Here is a 19772-nt window from a genome sequence, read left to right as displayed (position 1 = left end):
GACACCTTCGCATCCTGCCCGAAATGGTTTAACGCGCTAAAGCAGCCGTCAGCGCAGGCAGGATCTTCAGCGCATCGCCAACGATGCCAAAATCCGCATACTGGAAGATCGGCGCATTTTTATCTTTGTTGATGGCGAAAATCGTCTGCGCGCCGTTGGCGCCGACCATATGTTGGATCTGCCCGGAGATCCCCACGGCCAGATACAGTTCCGGCTTGAGCATCAGGTTGGAGATGCCGACGTAGCGTTCGTGTTCCATCCACTTCTCGTTTTCCGCCACCGGACGGGAGCACGCCAGCTCGGCACCAATCGTCTGGCACAGCGCCTCCGCCAGCGAGATATTTTCTTTGCTGCCGATCCCGCGTCCCACGCTGACCACCAGACGGGCTTTGTCGAGATCGACGCTGTTGCTCTGACGTGCCTGAGTTGCCGTACGAGTAACGGCTACAGCCGGAGCCTGCCATGACACACTGTGCACCTCGCCGCTGCGGGCGGTATCCGGTTGCTGCGCGTCAAACGTTCCACTGCTGAGCGTTATCACGGCGAACGGTGAAGCGATTGTTTCTGCCCCCATCGCCAGGCCGCCGTAGACCATATGTTTTACCGCCGCTTTTCCGTCCTGCACGGCGACTGCACTGGCGTCGTTGGAGACCGCTGCCGACAAGCGAAAACCCAGTTTTGCCGCTAACAGCTTGCCGCGACGCGTATTTGGCAGCAGCACCGCCCCGCCCTCGCTGTGCTGACGAATAGTTTCGGCCATCACATCAGCGTAGTCTTCGACCATACGCTCTTCTGGTTTGCCGCTGAGTAACCAGACATCATCTGCGCCTAAATGGCATGCCGTCGCGCAGTCCGCTTCACTCAGCACAAACGTGTTAACTTTTTCACCTAAAGCCTGCGCACCATTCATCAGTTCCGGCAGACGAGAAGGGGTATCGCTGAATACCCAGATACTGGAAAATTTGTTCATAACATCCCCTGATAATTAAATGATTTTGCGAAGATTCTCGACAAATGCGGCAATCTGTTCTTCACCGTCACCTTCAATTACAACGCGCTGACGCTCGCGCTGCTTCGGTGCAGCAACGTGTTGTTCGGAATATGCCTGCGCGCTGTTCAGGCCAATGTCTGCCGGCGACCAGACCTGAACCGGTTTTTTCGCCGCGCCAAGAATGGCTTTCATCGAAGGGATTTGTGGGGTATTGATGTCCGTTGAGACCGCGATCACCGCCGGAAGCGGAATGCTCAGAGTTTCGACTTCATCTTCCAGTTCACGCTCTACCGTCAAAGTGCTGTCAGTAAGAGAGAGGATTTTACTCACGCCGTTAATCGCCGGAATGTTCAGCGCTTCGCCCACCAGCAGACCAACCTGCTGAGCATAAAGATCGGAAGAACCGTCACCGCAAATAAGCAGATCGAAACCTGCTTTTTGCGCGGCGGCAGCCAGCGCGCTGGCAGTTTGTTGTGGCAGCGCCTGCTCAAATTGCTCGTCAATAACAACAATCAGTTCATCTGGGCCACGGGAAAGCACATCTTTTCGCCCTTTTGCATTGGTCAGCGCTTTGCCGCCGACGCTCATGGCCACAACCAGGGCCTCTCCTGACTGTTGTTTCAACTGACAAGCCGCTTCGATCGCATTCAGATCATACTGGCTTATTTTGCCATCCGCTTTGCTGAAATCGAGTGAACCATCAGCATTATTAATCGCAATATCCTGTTCATCAGGTACGCATTTGTAGCAAGTAATTATCTTCATTGCATCTCCAGAAATCATGAAGGAAACGTATTTATATCGGCAGTGTTAAATACAGATATCACGCTCTTTAATTCGGAAATAAAACCTTAATCACCAATATTGAAAATGTCACACATTGAAATTCGTAACTTTCAATAGTGTTATGCACCTCACCAATATTGAAAGAATCACGTCAAATATGAAAATTTTCAATATTGTCTGCGGGTTCAACAATATTGAACGCCAGTCACTTAAAAAAGTTAAAAAACCACAGACAACCAAGTGATTATAAACAAAAAATATCAAATTTTTGAGCGAATTACTCAGCATAAAAAAGTGTGACGAAGATAACAGAACCACCCGATATGAATACTCATTATGGGTTACTCACTGAGGCGCTCCCAGAGGTTAAAAAGTTATCAACAAATCATTAATAATAAATAAACAAACGATCATGCACGGGCACGCTAAATAAGTTTCGTTTTCACACTGGAATTCACTTATGAAAAATGAAAAGAGAAAATCGGGAATTGAACCGAAGGTTTTTTTTCCGCCATTAATAATAGTTGGGATACTTTGTTGGCTAACTGTAAGAGATCTCGATGCCGCTAACGTCGTTATTAATGCGGTATTCAGTTATGTCACCAATGTCTGGGGCTGGGCATTTGAATGGTATATGGTCGTCATGCTCTTCGGCTGGTTCTGGTTGGTCTTTGGCCCGTATGCCAAAAAGAAATTAGGCGACGAAAAACCAGAGTTTAGTACCGCCAGCTGGATTTTTATGATGTTCGCTTCCTGTACATCCGCCGCGGTGCTGTTCTGGGGTTCCATCGAGATCTACTACTACATCTCCACCCCGCCGTTTGCTCTCGCGCCTAACTCCACGGGCGCGAAAGAGCTGGGCCTGGCGTACAGCCTGTTCCACTGGGGACCGTTGCCGTGGGCAACCTACAGTTTCCTTTCTGTGGCTTTCGCCTACTTCTTCTTTGTGCGCAAGATGGACGTCATCCGTCCAAGCTCCACGCTGGTACCGTTAGTGGGCGAGAAGCATGCGAAAGGGCTGTTCGGCACCATCGTCGATAACTTCTATCTGGTGGCGCTGATCTTCGCGATGGGTACCAGCCTCGGTCTGGCCACTCCGCTGGTAACCGAGTGCATGCAGTATCTGTTCGGTATTCCGCATACGCTGCAACTCGACGCAATCATCATTACCTGCTGGATCATATTGAACGCCATTTGCGTGGCCTGCGGCCTGCAAAAAGGGGTTAAGATCGCCAGCGACGTGCGTAGCTATCTGAGCTTCCTGATGCTGGGCTGGGTATTTATCGTCAGCGGCGCCAGCTTCATCATGAACTACTTCACCGACTCCGTCGGCATGCTGTTGATGTATCTGCCGCGCATGCTGTTCTATACCGATGCAATCGGTAAAGGCGGCTTCCCACAGGGCTGGACCGTCTTCTACTGGGCGTGGTGGGTCATTTACGCCATCCAGATGAGTATCTTCCTGGCCCGTATTTCTCGTGGTCGTACCGTCCGTGAACTGTGCTTCGGGATGGTGCTGGGCCTGACCGCATCGACCTGGATCCTGTGGACAGTCCTTGGCAGCAACACGCTGCTGCTGATGGATAAAAACGTTCTCAATATCCCGCAGCTGATTGAACAACACGGTGTGGCGCGCGCCATTATCGAAACCTGGGCTGCTCTACCGCTCAGCACCGCCACCATGTGGGGCTTCTTCATCCTCTGCTTTATTGCCACCGTGACGCTGATTAACGCCTGCTCTTACACCCTGGCGATGTCCACCTGTCGTGAAGTCCGCGATGGTGAAGAACCGCCGCTGTTAGTGCGTATCGGCTGGTCCGTTCTGGTCGGCATCATCGGTATCGTTCTGCTGGCGCTGGGTGGGCTGAAGCCGATTCAGACCGCGATTATCGCCGGAGGATGTCCGCTGTTCTTCGTCAACATCATGGTGACGCTGTCCTTTATTAAAGACGCCAAAGTGCACTGGAAAGACAAGTAATTCTTATTAACCCAATTGATCAAGAGGCTGAAAGATGGATTTCAACTTAAATGACGAGCAGGAACTGTTTGTCGCCGGTATTCGTGAACTGATGGCCAGTGAGAACTGGGAAGCTTATTTTGCCGAGTGCGATCGTGACAGCGTCTACCCTGAGCGTTTTGTTAAAGCACTGGCGGATATGGGCATCGATAGCCTGTTGATTCCGGAAGAACACGGTGGACTGGAAGCGGGTTTTGTTACCGTCGCTGCAGTCTGGATGGAACTCGGACGCCTGGGCGCACCAACCTATGTGCTGTACCAGTTACCGGGCGGTTTTAACACGTTCCTGCGTGAAGGGACTCAGGAACAAATCGATAAAATCATGGCGTTCCAGGGAACCGGTAAGCAGATGTGGAACTCTGCCATCACCGAACCGGGAGCGGGATCGGATGTTGGCAGCCTGAAAACCACTTATACACGTAAAAATGGTAAGGTTTATCTTAATGGCAGTAAGTGCTTTATCACCAGTAGCGCCTATACCCCGTACATCGTGGTTATGGCGAGAGATGGTGCATCGCCGGATAAACCTGTTTACACCGAGTGGTTCGTTGACATGAGCAAAGCGGGTATCAAGGTCAACAAGCTGGAGAAACTCGGTCTGCGCATGGATAGCTGCTGTGAAATCACCTTTGACGACGTTGAACTGGACGAGAAAGACATGTTCGGTCGGGAAGGTAATGGTTTCAACCGCGTGAAAGAAGAGTTCGATCATGAACGTTTCCTCGTCGCGCTGACCAACTACGGTACGGCAATGTGCGCTTTTGAAGACGCCGCGCGCTACGCCAATCAGCGCGTGCAGTTTGGCGAAACGATCGGCCGCTTCCAGCTGATTCAGGAGAAGTTCGCGCATATGGCGATCAAACTGAATTCCATGAAAAACATGCTGCTTGAAGCGGCATGGAAAGCGGATAACGGCACCATCACTTCGGGCGATGCGGCAATGTGCAAATACTTCTGCGCCAACGCCGCGTTTGAAGTGGTCGATACCGCCATGCAGGTGCTGGGCGGTGTAGGTATCGCGGGTAACCATCGCATCACGCGTTTCTGGCGCGATCTGCGCGTTGACCGTGTTTCTGGTGGCTCTGATGAAATGCAGATCCTGACGTTGGGTCGTGCGGTACTCAAGCAATACCGCTAATTCAGCACGATTCGTAGGCCGGATAAGGCGTTTACGCCGCCATCCGGCAACATGCCCGGTGGCGCTGCGCCTACCGGGCCTACAAAAAATGCCAGGAGCAAAATTATGAATCATTTACCAATGCCAACCTTTGGCCCACTTGCCGGGGTACGCGTGGTTTTTTCAGGGATCGAAATTGCCGGCCCGTTCGCCGGACAAATGTTCGCCGAATGGGGTGCTGAGGTTATCTGGATTGAAAACGTCGCATGGGCCGATACCATCCGCGTGCAACCTAACTATCCACAGCTCTCACGCCGCAACCTGCACGCCCTGTCGCTGAATATTTTCAAAGATGAAGGCCGGGAAGCGTTTCTGAAGCTCATGGAAACCACCGATATTTTCATTGAAGCCAGTAAAGGCCCGGCCTTTGCTCGCCGCGGCATTACCGATGACGTGCTGTGGGAACATAACCCAAAACTGGTTATCGCCCACCTTTCCGGCTTCGGCCAGTTTGGTACCGAGGAGTACACCAATCTTCCGGCATATAACACCATCGCACAGGCGTTCAGCGGCTATTTGATCCAAAACGGTGATGTTGATCAGCCGATGCCGGCCTTCCCGTACACCGCCGATTACTTCTCCGGGATGACCGCAACGACAGCAGCGCTGGCAGCCCTGCACAAAGTACGCGAAACGGGTAAGGGTGAAAGCATTGATATCGCCATGTACGAAGTGATGCTGCGTATGGGTCAGTACTTCATGATGGACTACTTCAACGGCGGCGAAATTTGTCCACGCATGACCAAAGGCAAAGACCCGTATTACGCTGGCTGCGGTCTCTATAAATGCGCCGATGGCTATATCGTCATGGAGCTGGTCGGCATCACGCAAATCAACGAGTGCTTCAATGATATTGGCCTCGCCCACATTCTTGGCACACCGGAAGTCCCGGAAGGTACCCAGCTTATCCATCGCGTGGAATGCCCTTACGGCCCGCTCGTGGAAGAGAAACTGGACGCCTGGCTGGCAACGCACACCATCGCCGAAGTCCAGGCGCGCTTTGCTGAGCTGAATATCGCCTGCGCGAAGGTACTGACTATTCCTGAACTGGAAGGCAACCCGCAGTACGTTGCCCGTGAATCCATTACTCAGTGGCAAACGATGGACGGCCGCACCTGCAAAGGGCCGAACATCATGCCGAAATTTAAAAACAACCCGGGGAAAATCTGGCGTGGCATGCCGTCACACGGCATGGATACCGCCGCCATTCTGAAAAACATTGGTTATAGCGAAGCAGACATAAATGAGCTGGTCGGCAAAGGCCTGGCCAGAGTTGAGGAATAAACGCGACGCGCTAACCCGCTGGTTGGTTAGCGCTCACGCCTGATTTCAGTGGATAAAGCATTATGGATATCGTTGGCGGACAAAACTTACGTCAGATGTGGGACGACCTGGCCGGGGTGTACGGAGATAAAACGGCGTTAATTTTCGAATCCTGCGAAGGAATCGTTCGGCAGTATAGCTATGCCTCGCTCAATGAAGAGATAAACCGCACGGCGAACCTTTTCCATTCCTTAGGGATCCGCAAGGGCGACAAGGTCGCATTGCATCTGGATAACTGTCCGGAATTTATCTTTTGCTGGTTTGGACTGGCAAAAATTGGCGCCATTATGGTGCCGATTAATGCCCGCTTGCTGGGCGAAGAGAGCGCCTGGATCCTGCAAAACAGCCAGGTGAGCCTGCTGGTCACCAGTGCCGAGTTTTATCCTATGTACCGCCAGATACGGCTGGAAAATACCACTCCGCTAAATCATATCTGTCTGATTGGCGAGCAGCTTCCGGTTGACGACGGCGTGAGCCACTTTACCCAACTGCAAGCCCGCCAGTCGACTAATCTGTGCTATACGCCTGCGTTATCCACTGACGATACGGCGGAAATTCTGTTTACCTCAGGCACCACCTCGCGGCCTAAAGGGGTGGTGATTACCCACTACAACCTGCGCTTTGCGGGCTACTACACCTCCTGGCAAATCGCTCTGCGCGATGATGACGTCTATATGACGGTGATGCCCGCTTTTCATATCGACTGTCAGTGTACGGCTGCCATGGCTGCCTTCTCCGCAGGCAGCACCTTTGTGCTGGTGGAGAAGTACAGCGCCAGGGCGTTCTGGGATCAGGTGCGTAGATATCAGGCGACGGTCACCGAATGCATCCCGATGATGATCAGAACGCTGATGGTCCAACCCGCAGCCCCAACGGACAGACAGCATCACCTACGCGAAGTGATGTTCTATCTCAATTTATCCGAACAGGAAAAAGATGCCTTTATCGACCGCTTTGGCGTCAGACTGCTGACCTCCTACGGTATGACCGAAACCATCGTGGGCATTATTGGCGATCGCCCCGGAGACAAACGGCGCTGGCCCTCTATTGGTCGCGTGGGTTTTAGCTATGAAGCTGAAATCCGTGACGATCACAACCGTCCCCTACCCGCCGGAGAAATTGGCGAAATCTGCATTAAAGGCGTGCCGGGAAAAACAATCTTCAAAGAGTACTACGCGCAACCCGACGCTACTGCCAAAGCGCTGGAACCTGAAGGGTGGTTACATACCGGTGATTCGGGTTACCAGGATGCGGACGGTTTTTTTTATTTCGTCGACAGACGCTGCAACATGATTAAACGCGGTGGGGAAAATGTCTCCTGCGTCGAGCTGGAAAATATTATTTCTGCGCATCCGAAAATTCAGGACATTGTGGTTGTCGGTATTAAAGACTCGATCCGTGATGAAGCCATTAAAGCTTTTATCGTCCTTAATGAGGGTGAAACATTAAGCGAAGCTGAGTTCTTCAGCTTCTGCGAAAACAATATGGCGAAATTCAAGGTTCCTTCTTTTATGGAGATAAGAACCGACCTGCCGCGCAATTGTTCAGGAAAAATAATCAAAAAAAATCTGAAATAACCCTTCCGGTCGGAATTCCTCCGGCCGGGAAACCTAATTATCTGGAGATGAACTATGAGTGAATCATTACATCTGACCCGTAACGGCCCGATCCTGGAAATTACCCTTGACCGGCCTAAAGCCAATGCCATTGACGCTAAAACCAGCTTTGCAATGGGGGAAGCTTTTCTTAATTTTCGTGATGACCCGGAATTACGCGTAGCAATTATCACCGGCGGCGGAGAGAAATTCTTTTCTGCGGCTGGGACTTAAAAGCGGCGGCCGAAGGTGAAGCGCCAGATGCCGATTTTGGCCCAGGCGGCTTCGCCGGTTTAACCGAAATTTTCGACCTCGATAAGCCGGTCATCGCCGCGGTAAACGGCTACGCGTTTGGCGGCGGTTTTGAGCTGGCGCTGGCGGCGGATTTTATCGTCTGTGCGGAAAATGCCAGCTTCGCGCTGCCGGAAGCAAAACTCGGGATCGTGCCTGACAGCGGCGGCGTACTGCGTTTACCTAAACTGCTGCCACCGGCAATCGTTAACGAAATGGTGATGACCGGCAGACGAATGAGCGCCGAAGAAGCACTGCGCTGGGGCATCGTCAACCGCGTTGTCAGCCAGAGCGAACTGATGGATAGCGCGCGCGAACTGGCGCAGCAGCTGGTAAATAGCGCCCCGCTGGCTATCGCCGCGCTGAAAGAGATTTACCGTACGACCAGCGAAATGCCGGTGGAAGAAGGCTACCGGTACATCCGCAGCGGTGTGCTGAAGCACTATCCATCGGTGCTGCACTCGGAAGATGCGCTCGAAGGACCACAGGCATTTGCGGAAAAACGCGATCCGGTATGGAAAGGTCGTTAATGTGCCTATGCCGGATAAGGTATTTACGCCGCAATCCGGCAATAAAACCGAGATAAGACAATGAGCTATTACGCCTTTGAGGGCCTGATTCCGGTGGTACATCCGGATGCCTATGTCCATCCCAGCGCTGTGCTGATTGGCGATGTCATTGTGGGGGCCGGGGTTTATATTGGTCCACACGCCTCATTGCGCGGTGACTATGGTCGCCTGATTCTGGAAGCCGGTTCTAACCTGCAGGATGGCTGCATCATGCACGGCTACTGCGACACCGACACTATCGTGCATGAGAATGGACACATCGGCCATGGCGCAATCCTGCACGGCTGCGTGGTGGGCAGAGATGCACTGATTGGCATGAACAGCGTGATTATGGACGGCGCGGTGATTGGCGAAGAGAGCATTGTCGCTGCCATGAGCTTTGTCAAAGCCGGATTTCAGGGAGAGGCAAGGCAGATGCTGGTTGGTTCACCGGTTCGCGTACTGCGTGAAGTCACGGACCAGGAGCTGCACTGGAAACGGCTGAACACCAAAGAGTATCAGGACCTTGCAATCCGCTGCCAAACAGGACTACACGAAACCTTGCCATTAACGCAGGTCGAAAAAAACCGGCCGCGCCTGAAAGGCACGACGGACGTAAAGCCAAAATCAGCACGGTAATTTATGCCGGAGAAGCGCTCACGCCGATCCGGCAAATCACCATTATCGACGCATGCTCTTGGAGAGCATCATCTGCCATTTCTGCTCACGGTTAAGCTCTGTTGGGGGAACCGCTGGCAGTCGCAGCGTTTTCGCCACACTCACCTTTTTTTCCTGCAAATTGTGATTCAATCGTCTGTAGAGATGAGAATCAATACTGATGACTTTCACCAAACGCTGGCACTGGCAGCCGCGGCCTGCAATTTGATTAGGGATCATCTTAACTTCACAAACAATTTCTCCCACTTCCGACAGAATATAAGAGAGCGTATTAATTGCTTTGCAGTGTTCAATATCAAAATGGCGGGAAATTTCCTTTGCTGTGATCCAACGATCTTCAGCCATCATCCAGTCAGCAATTAACAAATAAAGCGGTCTTTCAACATATTTTTCACACATAAGCACACCATTTCACAAATTAAAAATCTGGCTACGGCCTGTCCAAATTAATAAAAACTAAGCCATATTAAAATTGTGGATATAATGGATAGTATGCGACTTGAATGTTGATTAGTGTGAGCAACATCGTGCTTATTACATTGAAAATGTGGTTATGAAAGCACGGTTGGCCAGGAATGACCTTATGAGAGATAAAAAAAGGGTTTCTTTACAGAAACCCTTTCCCAATTATATTGCAGGCCCGGTTAGCGCAATTATCACCGGACCCTTTTTTTATGACTTTTTGATCTGCGCGTGCATTTCCTGAACCGAGGTCACCTTCTCGGTAGCATCGGCATTCAGCGCCATCGCCGTTGCGAAACCACCGTTCAGGGTGGTGTCATAATGCACTTTGTACTGCAGTGCGCTGCGGCGAATCAGCTTGGAGTCTTCAATAGCCTGACGGCCTTCGGTAGTGTTGATGATGTAAGTGTACTCGCCATTCTTGATACGGTCCTGAATGTGCGGACGGCCTTCATGCACCTTGTTCACCAGACGTGGATTGATACCCGCTTCACCCAGCACAATCGCGGTGCCGTGCGTCGCATCCAACTCGAAACCAAACTTCAGCAGCTTCGCCGCCAGGTCAACCACGCGCTCTTTATCGCCTTCGCGAACGGAGAGCAGTGCACGACCCTGTTTTTTCATGGTGGAGCTGCTGCCGAGCTGTGCCTTGGCGAACGCTTCCGCGAAGGTACGGCCCACGCCCATCACCTCACCAGTAGAGCGCATTTCTGGCCCTAACAGCGGATCAACGCCCGGGAACTTGTTGAACGGCAGCACCACTTCTTTTACCGAGTAGTACGGCGGGATAACTTCTTTGGTGACGCCCTGCTGTGCCAGCGTTTTCCCGACCATCACGCGCGCTGCAACTTTCGCCAACGGTACGCCCGTTGCCTTGGAGACGAACGGAACGGTACGCGCCGCACGCGGGTTCACTTCAATCAGGTAAACTTCGTTATTCTTCACCGCAAACTGGACGTTCATCAGACCGCGAACCTGCAGTTCGAAGGCCAGTTTCTGCACCTGCTGGCGCATCACATCCTGAATTTCCTGGCTCAGGGTATACGCAGGCAGAGAACATGCGGAGTCACCGGAGTGCACGCCCGCCTGTTCGATGTGCTCCATGATACCGCCAATCAGCACCATTTCGCCGTCGCAGATGGCGTCCACGTCCACTTCCACCGCGTCATCAAGGAAACGGTCCAGCAGTACCGGCGCATCGTTAGAAACGCTGACCGCGGTCTGGAAGTAGCGACGCAGGTCGGCTTCGTCGTAGACGATTTCCATCGCGCGGCCGCCGAGAACGTAGGACGGACGCACCACCAGCGGGTAGCCAATCTCTTTCGCCTTCTCAACCGCCATTTCAATGGCGGTCACGGTGGCGTTAGCCGGTTGTTTCAGCTTCAGACGGTCAACCGCCTGCTGGAAGCGTTCACGGTCTTCCGCACGGTCAATAGCATCCGGGCTGGTGCCGATAACCGGCACGCCTGCCGCTTCCAGCGCGCGCGCCAGCTTCAGCGGAGTCTGGCCGCCGTACTGCACGATAACGCCTTTCGGCTTCTCGATGCGCACGATTTCCAGCACGTCTTCCAGCGTTACCGGCTCGAAGTACAGACGGTCGGAGGTATCGTAGTCGGTAGAAACGGTTTCTGGGTTACAGTTGACCATGATGGTCTCGTAACCGTCTTCGCGCAGCGCCAGCGAGGCGTGTACGCAGCAGTAGTCGAATTCAATGCCCTGACCGATACGGTTTGGACCACCGCCCAGCACCATAATCTTGTCACGATCCTGAGTTGGATTCGCTTCGCACTCGTCTTCATAAGTGGAGTACATGTAAGCGGTGTCGGTGGCAAATTCTGCCGCGCAGGTATCCACGCGCTTGTAGACCGGGTGCAGGTTATATTGGTCACGCAGCTTGCGGATTTCCGCTTCGCGTACGCCGGCCAGTTTCGCCAGACGCGCATCGGCGAAACCTTTGCGCTTCAGTACGCGCAAGAAGTCAGCGTCGAGGCCGTTGATACCAAGGTCTGTGACTTTTTCTTCCAGGCGCACCAGTTCTTCAATCTGCACCAGGAACCAGCGGTCGATGTTGGTCAGGTTGAACACGCCATCGACGGACAGGCCAGCACGGAAAGCATCGGCGATGTACCAGATACGCTCGGCGCCTGCGTCTTTCAGCTCGCGGCGGATTTTGGTCAGCGCTTCCGGGTCATCCAGACTTACTTTCGGGTCGAAGCCGGTCGCGCCCACTTCCAGACCGCGCAGCGCTTTTTGCAGAGACTCTTGCTGGGTGCGGCCAATCGCCATCACTTCACCGACAGATTTCATCTGGGTGGTCAGACGGTCGTTAGCGCCAACAAATTTCTCGAAGTTGAAGCGTGGAATTTTCGTCACAACGTAGTCGATGGACGGCTCAAACGAAGCCGGAGTCCGCCCGCCGGTGATGTCGTTCATCAGTTCGTCGAGGGTGTAACCTACCGCCAGCTTGGCTGCGACTTTAGCAATCGGGAAGCCGGTTGCTTTGGACGCCAGCGCCGAGGAGCGGGAGACGCGCGGGTTCATCTCGATAACAATCAGACGACCGTTTTTCGGGTTTACCGCAAACTGGACGTTAGAACCACCGGTTTCAACGCCGATTTCACGCAGTACCGCCATCGAGGCGTTACGCATGATTTGATATTCTTTGTCGGTCAGCGTCTGGGCTGGCGCAACGGTGATGGAGTCACCGGTATGGATGCCCATCGCGTCGAAGTTTTCGATGGAGCAGACGATGATGCAGTTGTCGTTTTTATCACGTACCACTTCCATCTCGTACTCTTTCCAGCCAATCAGCGATTCATCAATCAGCAGTTCGTTGGTTGGGGAAAGATCCAGACCGCGTTCGCAAATTTCTTCAAACTCTTCGCGGTTGTAGGCGATACCGCCGCCGGTGCCACCCATGGTGAAAGACGGACGGATAATGCACGGGAAGCCGACGTCAGCGGCAACCGCCAGCGCTTCTTCCATGGTGTGAGCGATGCCTGAACGTGCGGTATCGAGACCGATTTTTTTCATCGCAATGTCGAAGCGACGACGGTCTTCCGCTTTATCAATGGCATCCGCCGTCGCGCCAATCATGGTCACGCCGAACTCAGCCAGTACGCCCTGACGTTCCAGCTCCAGCGCACAGTTCAGCGCCGTCTGACCGCCCATGGTTGGCAGCACCGCATCCGGGCGCTCTTTCTCAATGATTTTGCGTACCACTTCCCAGTGAATCGGCTCGATGTAGGTGGCATCGGCCATTTCCGGGTCGGTCATGATGGTCGCCGGGTTGGAGTTCACCAGAATAACGCGGTAACCCTCTTCACGCAGGGCTTTACACGCCTGCGCGCCGGAATAGTCAAACTCACACGCCTGACCGATAACGATCGGACCCGCGCCCAGAATCAGGATACTTTTTATGTCTGTACGTTTTGGCATGGCTCTTTTACTCCTGATTATTTCGCGGACTGACGGTATTGCTCAATTAACTCGATAAAGTGGTCGAACAGCGGCGCAGCGTCGTGTGGACCCGGGCTTGCTTCAGGGTGCCCCTGGAAGCTGAACGCCGGTTTGTCGGTACGATGAATCCCCTGCAGGGTGCCGTCGAACAGCGACTTGTGGGTCACGCGCAGGTTGGCAGGCATGGAGGCCTCATCGACCGCAAAACCGTGGTTCTGAGCGGTGATCATCACGGTGTTGTTATCAATATCTTTTACCGGATGGTTGCCGCCGTGGTGGCCAAACTTCATCTTAATGGTCTTCGCACCGCTTGCCAGCGCCAGCAGTTGATGGCCGAGGCAGATGCCAAATACCGGAATATCGGTTTCGAGGAATTTCTGAATCGCGGTAATCGCGTAGTCGCACGGCGCCGGATCGCCAGGGCCGTTGGACAGGAAGATACCGTCCGGATTCATCTTCAGCACATCTTCAGCAGAGGTTTTCGCCGGCACAACCGTCAGGCGGCAGCCGCGATCCGCTAACATACGCAGAATGTTACGTTTAGCGCCGAAATCGTAGGCCACTACGTGGAACGGCAGTTCATCGGCGGATTTAGCTTCCGGCAGGTCACCGGCCAGAGTCCAGCTACCTTGCGTCCAGCTATAAGGCTCCGCGGTGGTCACTTCTTTCGCCAGATCCATGCCGTTCAGACCCGGGAAGGCTTTGGCTTTTTCCAGCGCCAGCGCCGCATCCGGGTTATCACCCGCGATAATGCAGCCGTTCTGTGCGCCCTTTTCACGCAGCAAACGCGTCAGCTTACGGGTATCGATATCGGCAATTGCCACAATATTATGGCGTTTGAGGTAAGAAGAGAGGTCTTCGGTATCGCGGAAGTTGCTGGCAATCAGCGGCAGGTCGCGGATGACCAGGCCTTGCGCATGTACTTGAGAAGATTCTGCATCGGCTTCATTGGTGCCGACATTACCGATATGAGGATAAGTAAGAGTGACGATTTGGCGGGAATAGGAAGGATCAGTGAGGATTTCTTGATAACCGGTCATTGAAGTATTGAAAACGACTTCCCCAACCGCCGAACCTGTTGCCCCTATGGCCCGACCGTGAAACTGGGTTCCGTCTTCCAGAACCAATAGCGCTGACTTAATCAAAACACCCTCCAGAGAATATTCACTCACTTTATTTGCATATTAATTCATTAACACCTCATGAATCAATGCAAATTTGCTTACCTATGGATTTCTGGCAAACGGCGGCATTCTAGAGATAGCCCACGTAAAAGTCTACCCAAAAGGGCATTTTTTATTATTATTTTACGCCACTGGGATAAAACACACGATTTAACAGGCAAAAAGATCAGCTAACTTGGGGTGGAAAACGCTTGCGGAAGATAAAGAGTGTAAAAACAGGAAGCGCGATAGATAAAAGTGGACCGTTTGGTCAAAATTTACATTGAAATAACAAAATAACCATGCAAAACACCAACAAACAGGCCATTAAATAAAAAATCAAATTAAAAAACGAAAAATAAAAGGGCAATAAAATATTGCCCTATGTAATCAAATAGTTATGATTACAATAACCACATCACGAAGGATAATAAAAGTTATAAACTGCGTAAATCAAGCACATCTTTCATATCAAAAAGACCGTTTGACTTTGATTTCAGCCAAATTGCCGATCGTACTGCGCCATTAGCAAAGGTCATGCGGCTGGAGGCTTTATGCGTGATCTCAATGCGCTCGCCAATATCGGCAAACATCGCGGTATGCTCACCAACGATATCTCCCGCCCGCACCGTGGCAAAACCGATCGTACCGGGTACGCGCTCACCGGTGTAACCTTCACGCGAATAGACGGCACACTCTTTTAAATCTTTATCCAGCGCCCCGGCAATCGCCTCCCCCATCGCCAGCGCAGTGCCTGACGGCGCATCCACTTTATGACGGTGATGGGCTTCAATAATCTCAATATCGGTGTAATCACCCATCACTTTCGCCGCCTTCTCCAGCAGCTTAAGCATGACGTTAACGCCAACGCTAAAGTTCGCGGCGAAAACGATAGCAATGTCCTGCGCAGCATCACGAATAGCCTGTTTGCCCGCGTCATCAAAGCCAGTGGTGCCAATCACCATCCCTTTACCGTGCAGGCGGCAAAACGCCAGATGCGCCAGCGTGCCTTCCGGGCGAGTAAAATCGATGAAAACATCAAAATCATCTTTCACCGCCTCAAGACTACTTTGCACGGTAACGCCCGTTTTACCGGCTCCCGCTAATTCTCCGGCATCGCTTCCCAGCAAAGAAGAACCTTCGCGCTCCAGCGCCGCGCCGAGCTGTACGCCATCTATGCCAAGAGTGGCCTGAATCAACTGACGCCCCATGCGCCCTCCGGCTCCCGCGATGGCAACGCGGATTTGTGCATCATGCATAGCTATTCTCTTTTGTTAATTTTACGTAAATCGTTTTCAGATTAACCAGCACATCGCTGCGCCGCCAGCCGAAAACGTCGATAATTAGAATTTAATGATAAACAGGGAGAGATATCAGTAAAAGGCATGACGATCAGCGAAAACCACATGATTCTCTGACCACCAGCGCAGGTGGCAGAATAATGCGTTTCGGAGGTTCGTCATTTCCCTGAATGCGACTATAAAGTAGCTCCCCAGCCTTGCGACCTATCTCTTTTGCGGCCACCGACACGGTGGTGAGCGCAGGTTGTACCAGCGCCGCTTCGGTGATGTCATCGAACCCCACCAGCGCAAAATCGCGCCCTGGTTCACGCCCCATTTTGCGTAATGCCTGCATAACCCCAAGCGCCACAATATCCTGATAACAAACGGCGGCGGTAATTTCCGGGAACCGCATAAGAAGCGACTCTGCCACTTTTGCGCCGTCAATCTGGCTGGCCTGCGTCGCCACTATCCATTGCGGATTCGGCGATATTCCCTGCTCCAGCAACGTGCTGGTGAATCCACCGATACGCTGTGCCCGGCTCCCGGAACTTGGGCTACCACCGATAAACGCAATATTCTTATGCCCCATTTTGACTAAATGGGTGGTGGCCATTTGCGTACCGAGAAAGTTGTCGGTTCCCACAAAATCAAAATCAGGGTCGCTAAGAGGGCGAACCACCATGATGGCGGGAATATTGCGCCTTTTCAGCGCCTCGAAGAAGGAGGTCGGTGTTTCGCGCGCCGCGCAGAGCACCATGCCGCAAGCATTATTGCGCATCAACGAGTCGACAAATTTTTGCTGCCTTTCTCCTGACTCTTCACTGTTTGCCAGAAACAGAAGCAGGTCATGCCGCTCCATCTCATGGCTTAGCCCTGCAGTCATCTCACCGTAAAAAGGGTTAGTGATATCGTGTAACAACAATCCGACCTGATTACTGCTCCGGTTACGCAGGTTGGCGGCGGTTTGATTATAAACGTAGCCGGCATCGTCCAGCGCTTTGAGCACCCTGTCACGTGTGGCCTGAGAAATGCGCCCCCGGTTACGCAACACCATTGAAACGGTTGCCGTGGAGACTCCCGCGCGTTCAGCAACCTGCGCCAGCGTGACTGTAGTCATGACCTCTCCTGTTTATTTCGAAGGTTAATCGAATAACCGAAATATTGCCTTTTTACGTGTGATTCACATCACGCTAACGTGCATTTCACCGCACTGGATTCTGATTATGGCGGGTTAATCGCGTTAACCACACTATGAAAATAAGGTTAATCGATTAATCTTAAATAAGCCAACACGGAGACAGAATATGCGTACAACCTATAATAAATTCCCTGAGGTTAACGTTCAGGGCTATGACAACCACGCCTGGCAGGGTTGGTCGTCAATTCATTCAGTGCTTAACACCAGGGTTTCTACCGCCGCCAAAACCGTATTGATCGTGGATTGCTATCCGGGCGTGCGGCTTGACGAGCTGGAGCAACAGCTTGTTACGACATTAGATACCGCACTGGTGCTAAATATTGAATCCGCCCGCCGCGATGAGCAGGCCCTGCATGATTTACTGGCGCGTAACCTTACCGACGATCGCGTATTCGGCGTTCTCTCCTGTCATCACCTGGATGAATTTTTTGATAGCGACAAACTCAGCCAACTCCGCCAACAGATTGATGCCGTTACCTCAGGGCTGGTTGTGGTGTACGGCTCGGGCGCTGCGCTGGCACACCCTGGTGACGTACTGGTTTATGCCGATCTTCCGCGCTGGGAAATTCAACAGCGTATGCGTCATAACGGGCTGGGTAACTGGGGTGCAGAAAACCAGGATGAAGATATTCTTCGTCGTTACAAACGTGCTTTTTTCATTGAATGGCGGGTATTCGACAAACACAAAACGCCGTTACTCAAACGCGCCGATTATTTGCTCGATACCACGGTAGAAAATAGTCCCACGATGGTCAGCGGCGACGCGTTACGCGCCGGTCTGCAACAAACCACCGAACAACCGTTTCGCGTTGCCCCTTTCTTTGACCCAGGCGTCTGGGGCGGGCAATGGATGAAACAACGCTTCGATCTCGATCCCTCAGCCCCCAATTACGCGTGGTGTTTTGATTGCGTGCCCGAGGAAAACAGCCTGTTACTGCGTTTTGGCAACGTGCGGATCGAGATCCCCTCTCAGGATCTGGTGCTGACCTGTCCCCGCCCCCTGCTGGGTGAAAAAGTTCACGCACGCTTTGGCGCGGAATTCCCGATCCGTTTTGACTTCCTCGACACTATTGGCGGCCAGAATTTGAGCTTTCAGGTTCATCCGCTCACTGAGTACATTCAACAGCAGTTTGGTATGCACTATACCCAGGATGAGAGCTATTACATTCTCGAAGCCGAGCCGGACGCCGTGGTATATCTCGGGACCAAAACCGGGATCGCACCGCAGGATATGCTCGACGACCTCCGGGCCGCGGGTCGTGGCGAAAAAACCTTTGATGATGAACGATTCGTTAACCAGATCCCTGCACATAAACACGATCACTTCCTGATCCCCGCCGGAACCGTACACTGCTCGGGTGCAGGAACCATGGTGCTGGAGATCAGTGCAACGCCCTATATCTTCACCTTCAAGCTGTGGGATTGGGGCCGCTTAGGGTTAGACGGCTTACCGCGTCCGGTGCATCTGGATCACGGTCAGCAGGTTATTGACTGGCAGCGCGACACGCAATGGGTGCACGACAACCTCGTCAACCGTATTGAACCCCTTGCTGAAGGGGAGGGTTGGCGGGAAGAAAGAACCGGAATGCACGAACGCGAATTTATCGAAACGCGTCGCCATTGGTTTACGGCACCGGTCACTCACCATACCTATGGCGGCGTCAACGTCCTGAACCTGGTCGAAGGTGCGCAGGCCGTTGTTGAAAGCCCGAGCGGCGCGTTTCCCCCGTTTGTCGTCAACTATGCAGAGACCTTTATCATCCCTGCCGCCGTCGGAGAATATCGTATTTCGCCGTTTGGCAAAGGCGTCGGTCAACAGCTCGCCACGATTAAAGCCTGGGTTAGAGGATAAGCGCATGATTAACGTAATTGTTGCCACCCATGGTCCCCTGGCGGACGCGCTTCTCGCCAGCGGTCGTATGGTTTATGGAGAATTACCGCATATTTACCCCGTCACGCTGAGTGAACAGGCAGGTATCGAAGGGTTTAAAGCGACGTTCTCACAGGTTCTCACCAGTGCCGGAAAAGACGCTGACGGCGTACTGGTGCTGTGTGACATGCAAAGCGGTACGCCGTGGAATGTCGCCTGTCATCATGCTTTTTCTTCACAAACGGTTCCTCCCGTTGCCGTCGTAGCGGGGGTCAATTTCCCGATGCTGTTACAAAGCGAGGAGATTTGCCATTTAACGGATGTTCACGCCGCAGCCGTCGAGCTGTTGGCGCTGACGATACCCACGCTGATTAAAGCCGCCCCGGTTTTATCCGTTCAGTCCGACGATTTTTAAAGGAAAACACTATGAGTATTTCTTTTGTACGTATCGATGACCGCGTAATCCATGGGCAGCTCGTGACACGTTGGGCCAAAGAGCTGCCCTGTGATGGGATCGTCGCTATAGACGACGCCGTCGCGGCCGACCCTTTGCTCTCTTCGGTGATGAAAGGCGCCGTACAGGACACCAAAGTTTGGTTGTTTGATACGGCCACCGCGATTGAAAAATTGCCAAAAGTCATTGCCAGCGAGAAACGTTATTTCGTCATTGGCAAATCACCCGTCACGCTCAAACGCATTGAAGAAGCAGGTATCAGCCTGAAAAATGCCAACGGCAAGATTAATGTAGGTCCGATGAGCGCGCGTGCTGATACCACCACCATCGGCCCGAATCAGTCGGTCAACGGGGATGAAATTGCCGCCTTTGACTGGCTGACGCAACATGGGCACCTGGTTGAGTTTCGCCTGGTTCCTGATGCCAGTTGCTACAGCTGGCAGGACGCACGTCAGAAGCTGAAATAAGGAGCGCACG

The 19772-nt window shown here is 52.7% G+C and carries 15 protein-coding genes and 1 pseudogene; 9 read left to right on the top strand and 7 right to left on the bottom strand.

Features of this window, described 5'->3' with window-relative positions:
• Positions 1-28: 28 nt before the first annotated feature.
• Entirely contained in the window at positions 29-970 is a 942-nt protein-coding gene (locus B9P82_RS11645; protein WP_101700368.1) for an electron transfer flavoprotein subunit alpha/FixB family protein, read from the bottom strand.
• 15 nt (positions 971-985) lie between these two features.
• Positions 986-1756 carry an electron transfer flavoprotein FixA gene (locus B9P82_RS11640; RefSeq protein WP_101700367.1) on the bottom strand — a complete coding sequence of 257 codons (771 nt, stop codon included), beginning with the start codon at positions 1754-1756 and terminating at the stop codon, positions 986-988.
• A 481-nt stretch (positions 1757-2237) separates the two neighbouring features.
• On the opposite strand from B9P82_RS11640, the gene caiT reads away from it, so the two are divergent.
• The 6 genes and pseudogenes from caiT (at position 2238) to caiE (ending at position 9367) form a co-directional block, all read left to right on the top strand.
• Positions 2238-3755 carry an L-carnitine/gamma-butyrobetaine antiporter gene (gene caiT, locus B9P82_RS11635; protein WP_016155669.1) on the top strand — a complete coding sequence of 506 codons (1518 nt, stop codon included), beginning with the start codon at positions 2238-2240 and terminating at the stop codon, positions 3753-3755.
• A 34-nt stretch (positions 3756-3789) separates the two neighbouring features.
• Positions 3790-4932, top strand: coding sequence for a crotonobetainyl-CoA dehydrogenase (gene caiA, locus B9P82_RS11630; protein ID WP_003018898.1), 1143 nt, complete (start codon positions 3790-3792; stop codon positions 4930-4932).
• 105 nt (positions 4933-5037) lie between these two features.
• Positions 5038-6255 (top strand): L-carnitine CoA-transferase, encoded by a 1218-nt coding sequence (gene caiB, locus B9P82_RS11625; protein WP_016155668.1) that lies wholly within the window; start codon positions 5038-5040, stop codon positions 6253-6255.
• 62 nt (positions 6256-6317) lie between these two features.
• The gene (caiC, locus tag B9P82_RS11620; RefSeq protein ID WP_094760785.1) at positions 6318-7871 is read left to right on the top strand and encodes a crotonobetaine/carnitine-CoA ligase; all 1554 of its coding nucleotides are present in this window, start codon (positions 6318-6320) and stop codon (positions 7869-7871) included.
• A 54-nt stretch (positions 7872-7925) separates the two neighbouring features.
• Positions 7926-8710: pseudogene (caiD, locus tag B9P82_RS11615) on the top strand (crotonobetainyl-CoA hydratase).
• A gap of 60 nt (positions 8711-8770) precedes the next feature.
• Positions 8771-9367 carry a carnitine operon protein CaiE gene (gene caiE / locus B9P82_RS11610; protein ID WP_047358347.1) on the top strand — a complete coding sequence of 199 codons (597 nt, stop codon included), beginning with the start codon at positions 8771-8773 and terminating at the stop codon, positions 9365-9367.
• Between the two features lie 42 nt (positions 9368-9409).
• Here the strand turns inward: caiE and caiF are convergent, their stop codons facing one another.
• The 5 genes from caiF to B9P82_RS11585 all read right to left on the bottom strand — a co-directional run bounded on the left by caiF (position 9410) and on the right by B9P82_RS11585 (position 16890).
• Complete coding sequence (caiF, locus tag B9P82_RS11605) at positions 9410-9805, bottom strand: carnitine metabolism transcriptional regulator CaiF (RefSeq protein ID WP_101700366.1); 396 nt, start codon at positions 9803-9805, stop codon at positions 9410-9412.
• A 273-nt stretch (positions 9806-10078) separates the two neighbouring features.
• Positions 10079-13306, bottom strand: coding sequence for a carbamoyl-phosphate synthase large subunit (gene carB / locus B9P82_RS11600; protein ID WP_016151650.1), 3228 nt, complete (start codon positions 13304-13306; stop codon positions 10079-10081).
• A 17-nt stretch (positions 13307-13323) separates the two neighbouring features.
• Complete coding sequence (gene carA / locus B9P82_RS11595; RefSeq protein ID WP_003018918.1) at positions 13324-14472, bottom strand: glutamine-hydrolyzing carbamoyl-phosphate synthase small subunit; 1149 nt, start codon at positions 14470-14472, stop codon at positions 13324-13326.
• 455 nt (positions 14473-14927) lie between these two features.
• On the bottom strand, positions 14928-15749 hold the full coding sequence (dapB, locus tag B9P82_RS11590) for a 4-hydroxy-tetrahydrodipicolinate reductase (RefSeq protein ID WP_101700365.1): 822 nt from the start codon (positions 15747-15749) through the stop codon (positions 14928-14930).
• Between the two features lie 133 nt (positions 15750-15882).
• On the bottom strand, positions 15883-16890 hold the full coding sequence (locus B9P82_RS11585; RefSeq protein WP_016151647.1) for a LacI family DNA-binding transcriptional regulator: 1008 nt from the start codon (positions 16888-16890) through the stop codon (positions 15883-15885).
• A gap of 187 nt (positions 16891-17077) precedes the next feature.
• Here B9P82_RS11585 and B9P82_RS11580 point away from each other — a divergent pair, with 187 nt between their 5' ends.
• The 3 genes from B9P82_RS11580 to B9P82_RS11570 are packed head-to-tail and all read left to right on the top strand — an operon-like array spanning position 17078 to position 19762.
• Positions 17078-18823 carry a class I mannose-6-phosphate isomerase gene (locus tag B9P82_RS11580; RefSeq protein ID WP_101700364.1) on the top strand — a complete coding sequence of 582 codons (1746 nt, stop codon included), beginning with the start codon at positions 17078-17080 and terminating at the stop codon, positions 18821-18823.
• Positions 18824-18827: 4 nt separating this feature from the next.
• Complete coding sequence (locus B9P82_RS11575) at positions 18828-19256, top strand: PTS sugar transporter subunit IIA (protein WP_047358350.1); 429 nt, start codon at positions 18828-18830, stop codon at positions 19254-19256.
• Positions 19257-19267: 11 nt separating this feature from the next.
• Positions 19268-19762, top strand: a complete 495-nt coding sequence (locus B9P82_RS11570; protein ID WP_003837349.1) for a PTS sugar transporter subunit IIB — start codon at positions 19268-19270, stop codon at positions 19760-19762.
• The last annotated feature ends 10 nt before the right edge of the window (positions 19763-19772 follow it).

The sequence above is a fragment of the Citrobacter sp. L55 genome, from assembly GCF_002850715.1.
GTDB lineage: Bacteria > Pseudomonadota > Gammaproteobacteria > Enterobacterales > Enterobacteriaceae > Citrobacter > Citrobacter braakii.
The sequence above is the reverse complement of the archived record's forward strand: the minus strand, read 5'-3'. Positions and strand labels throughout refer to the sequence as shown.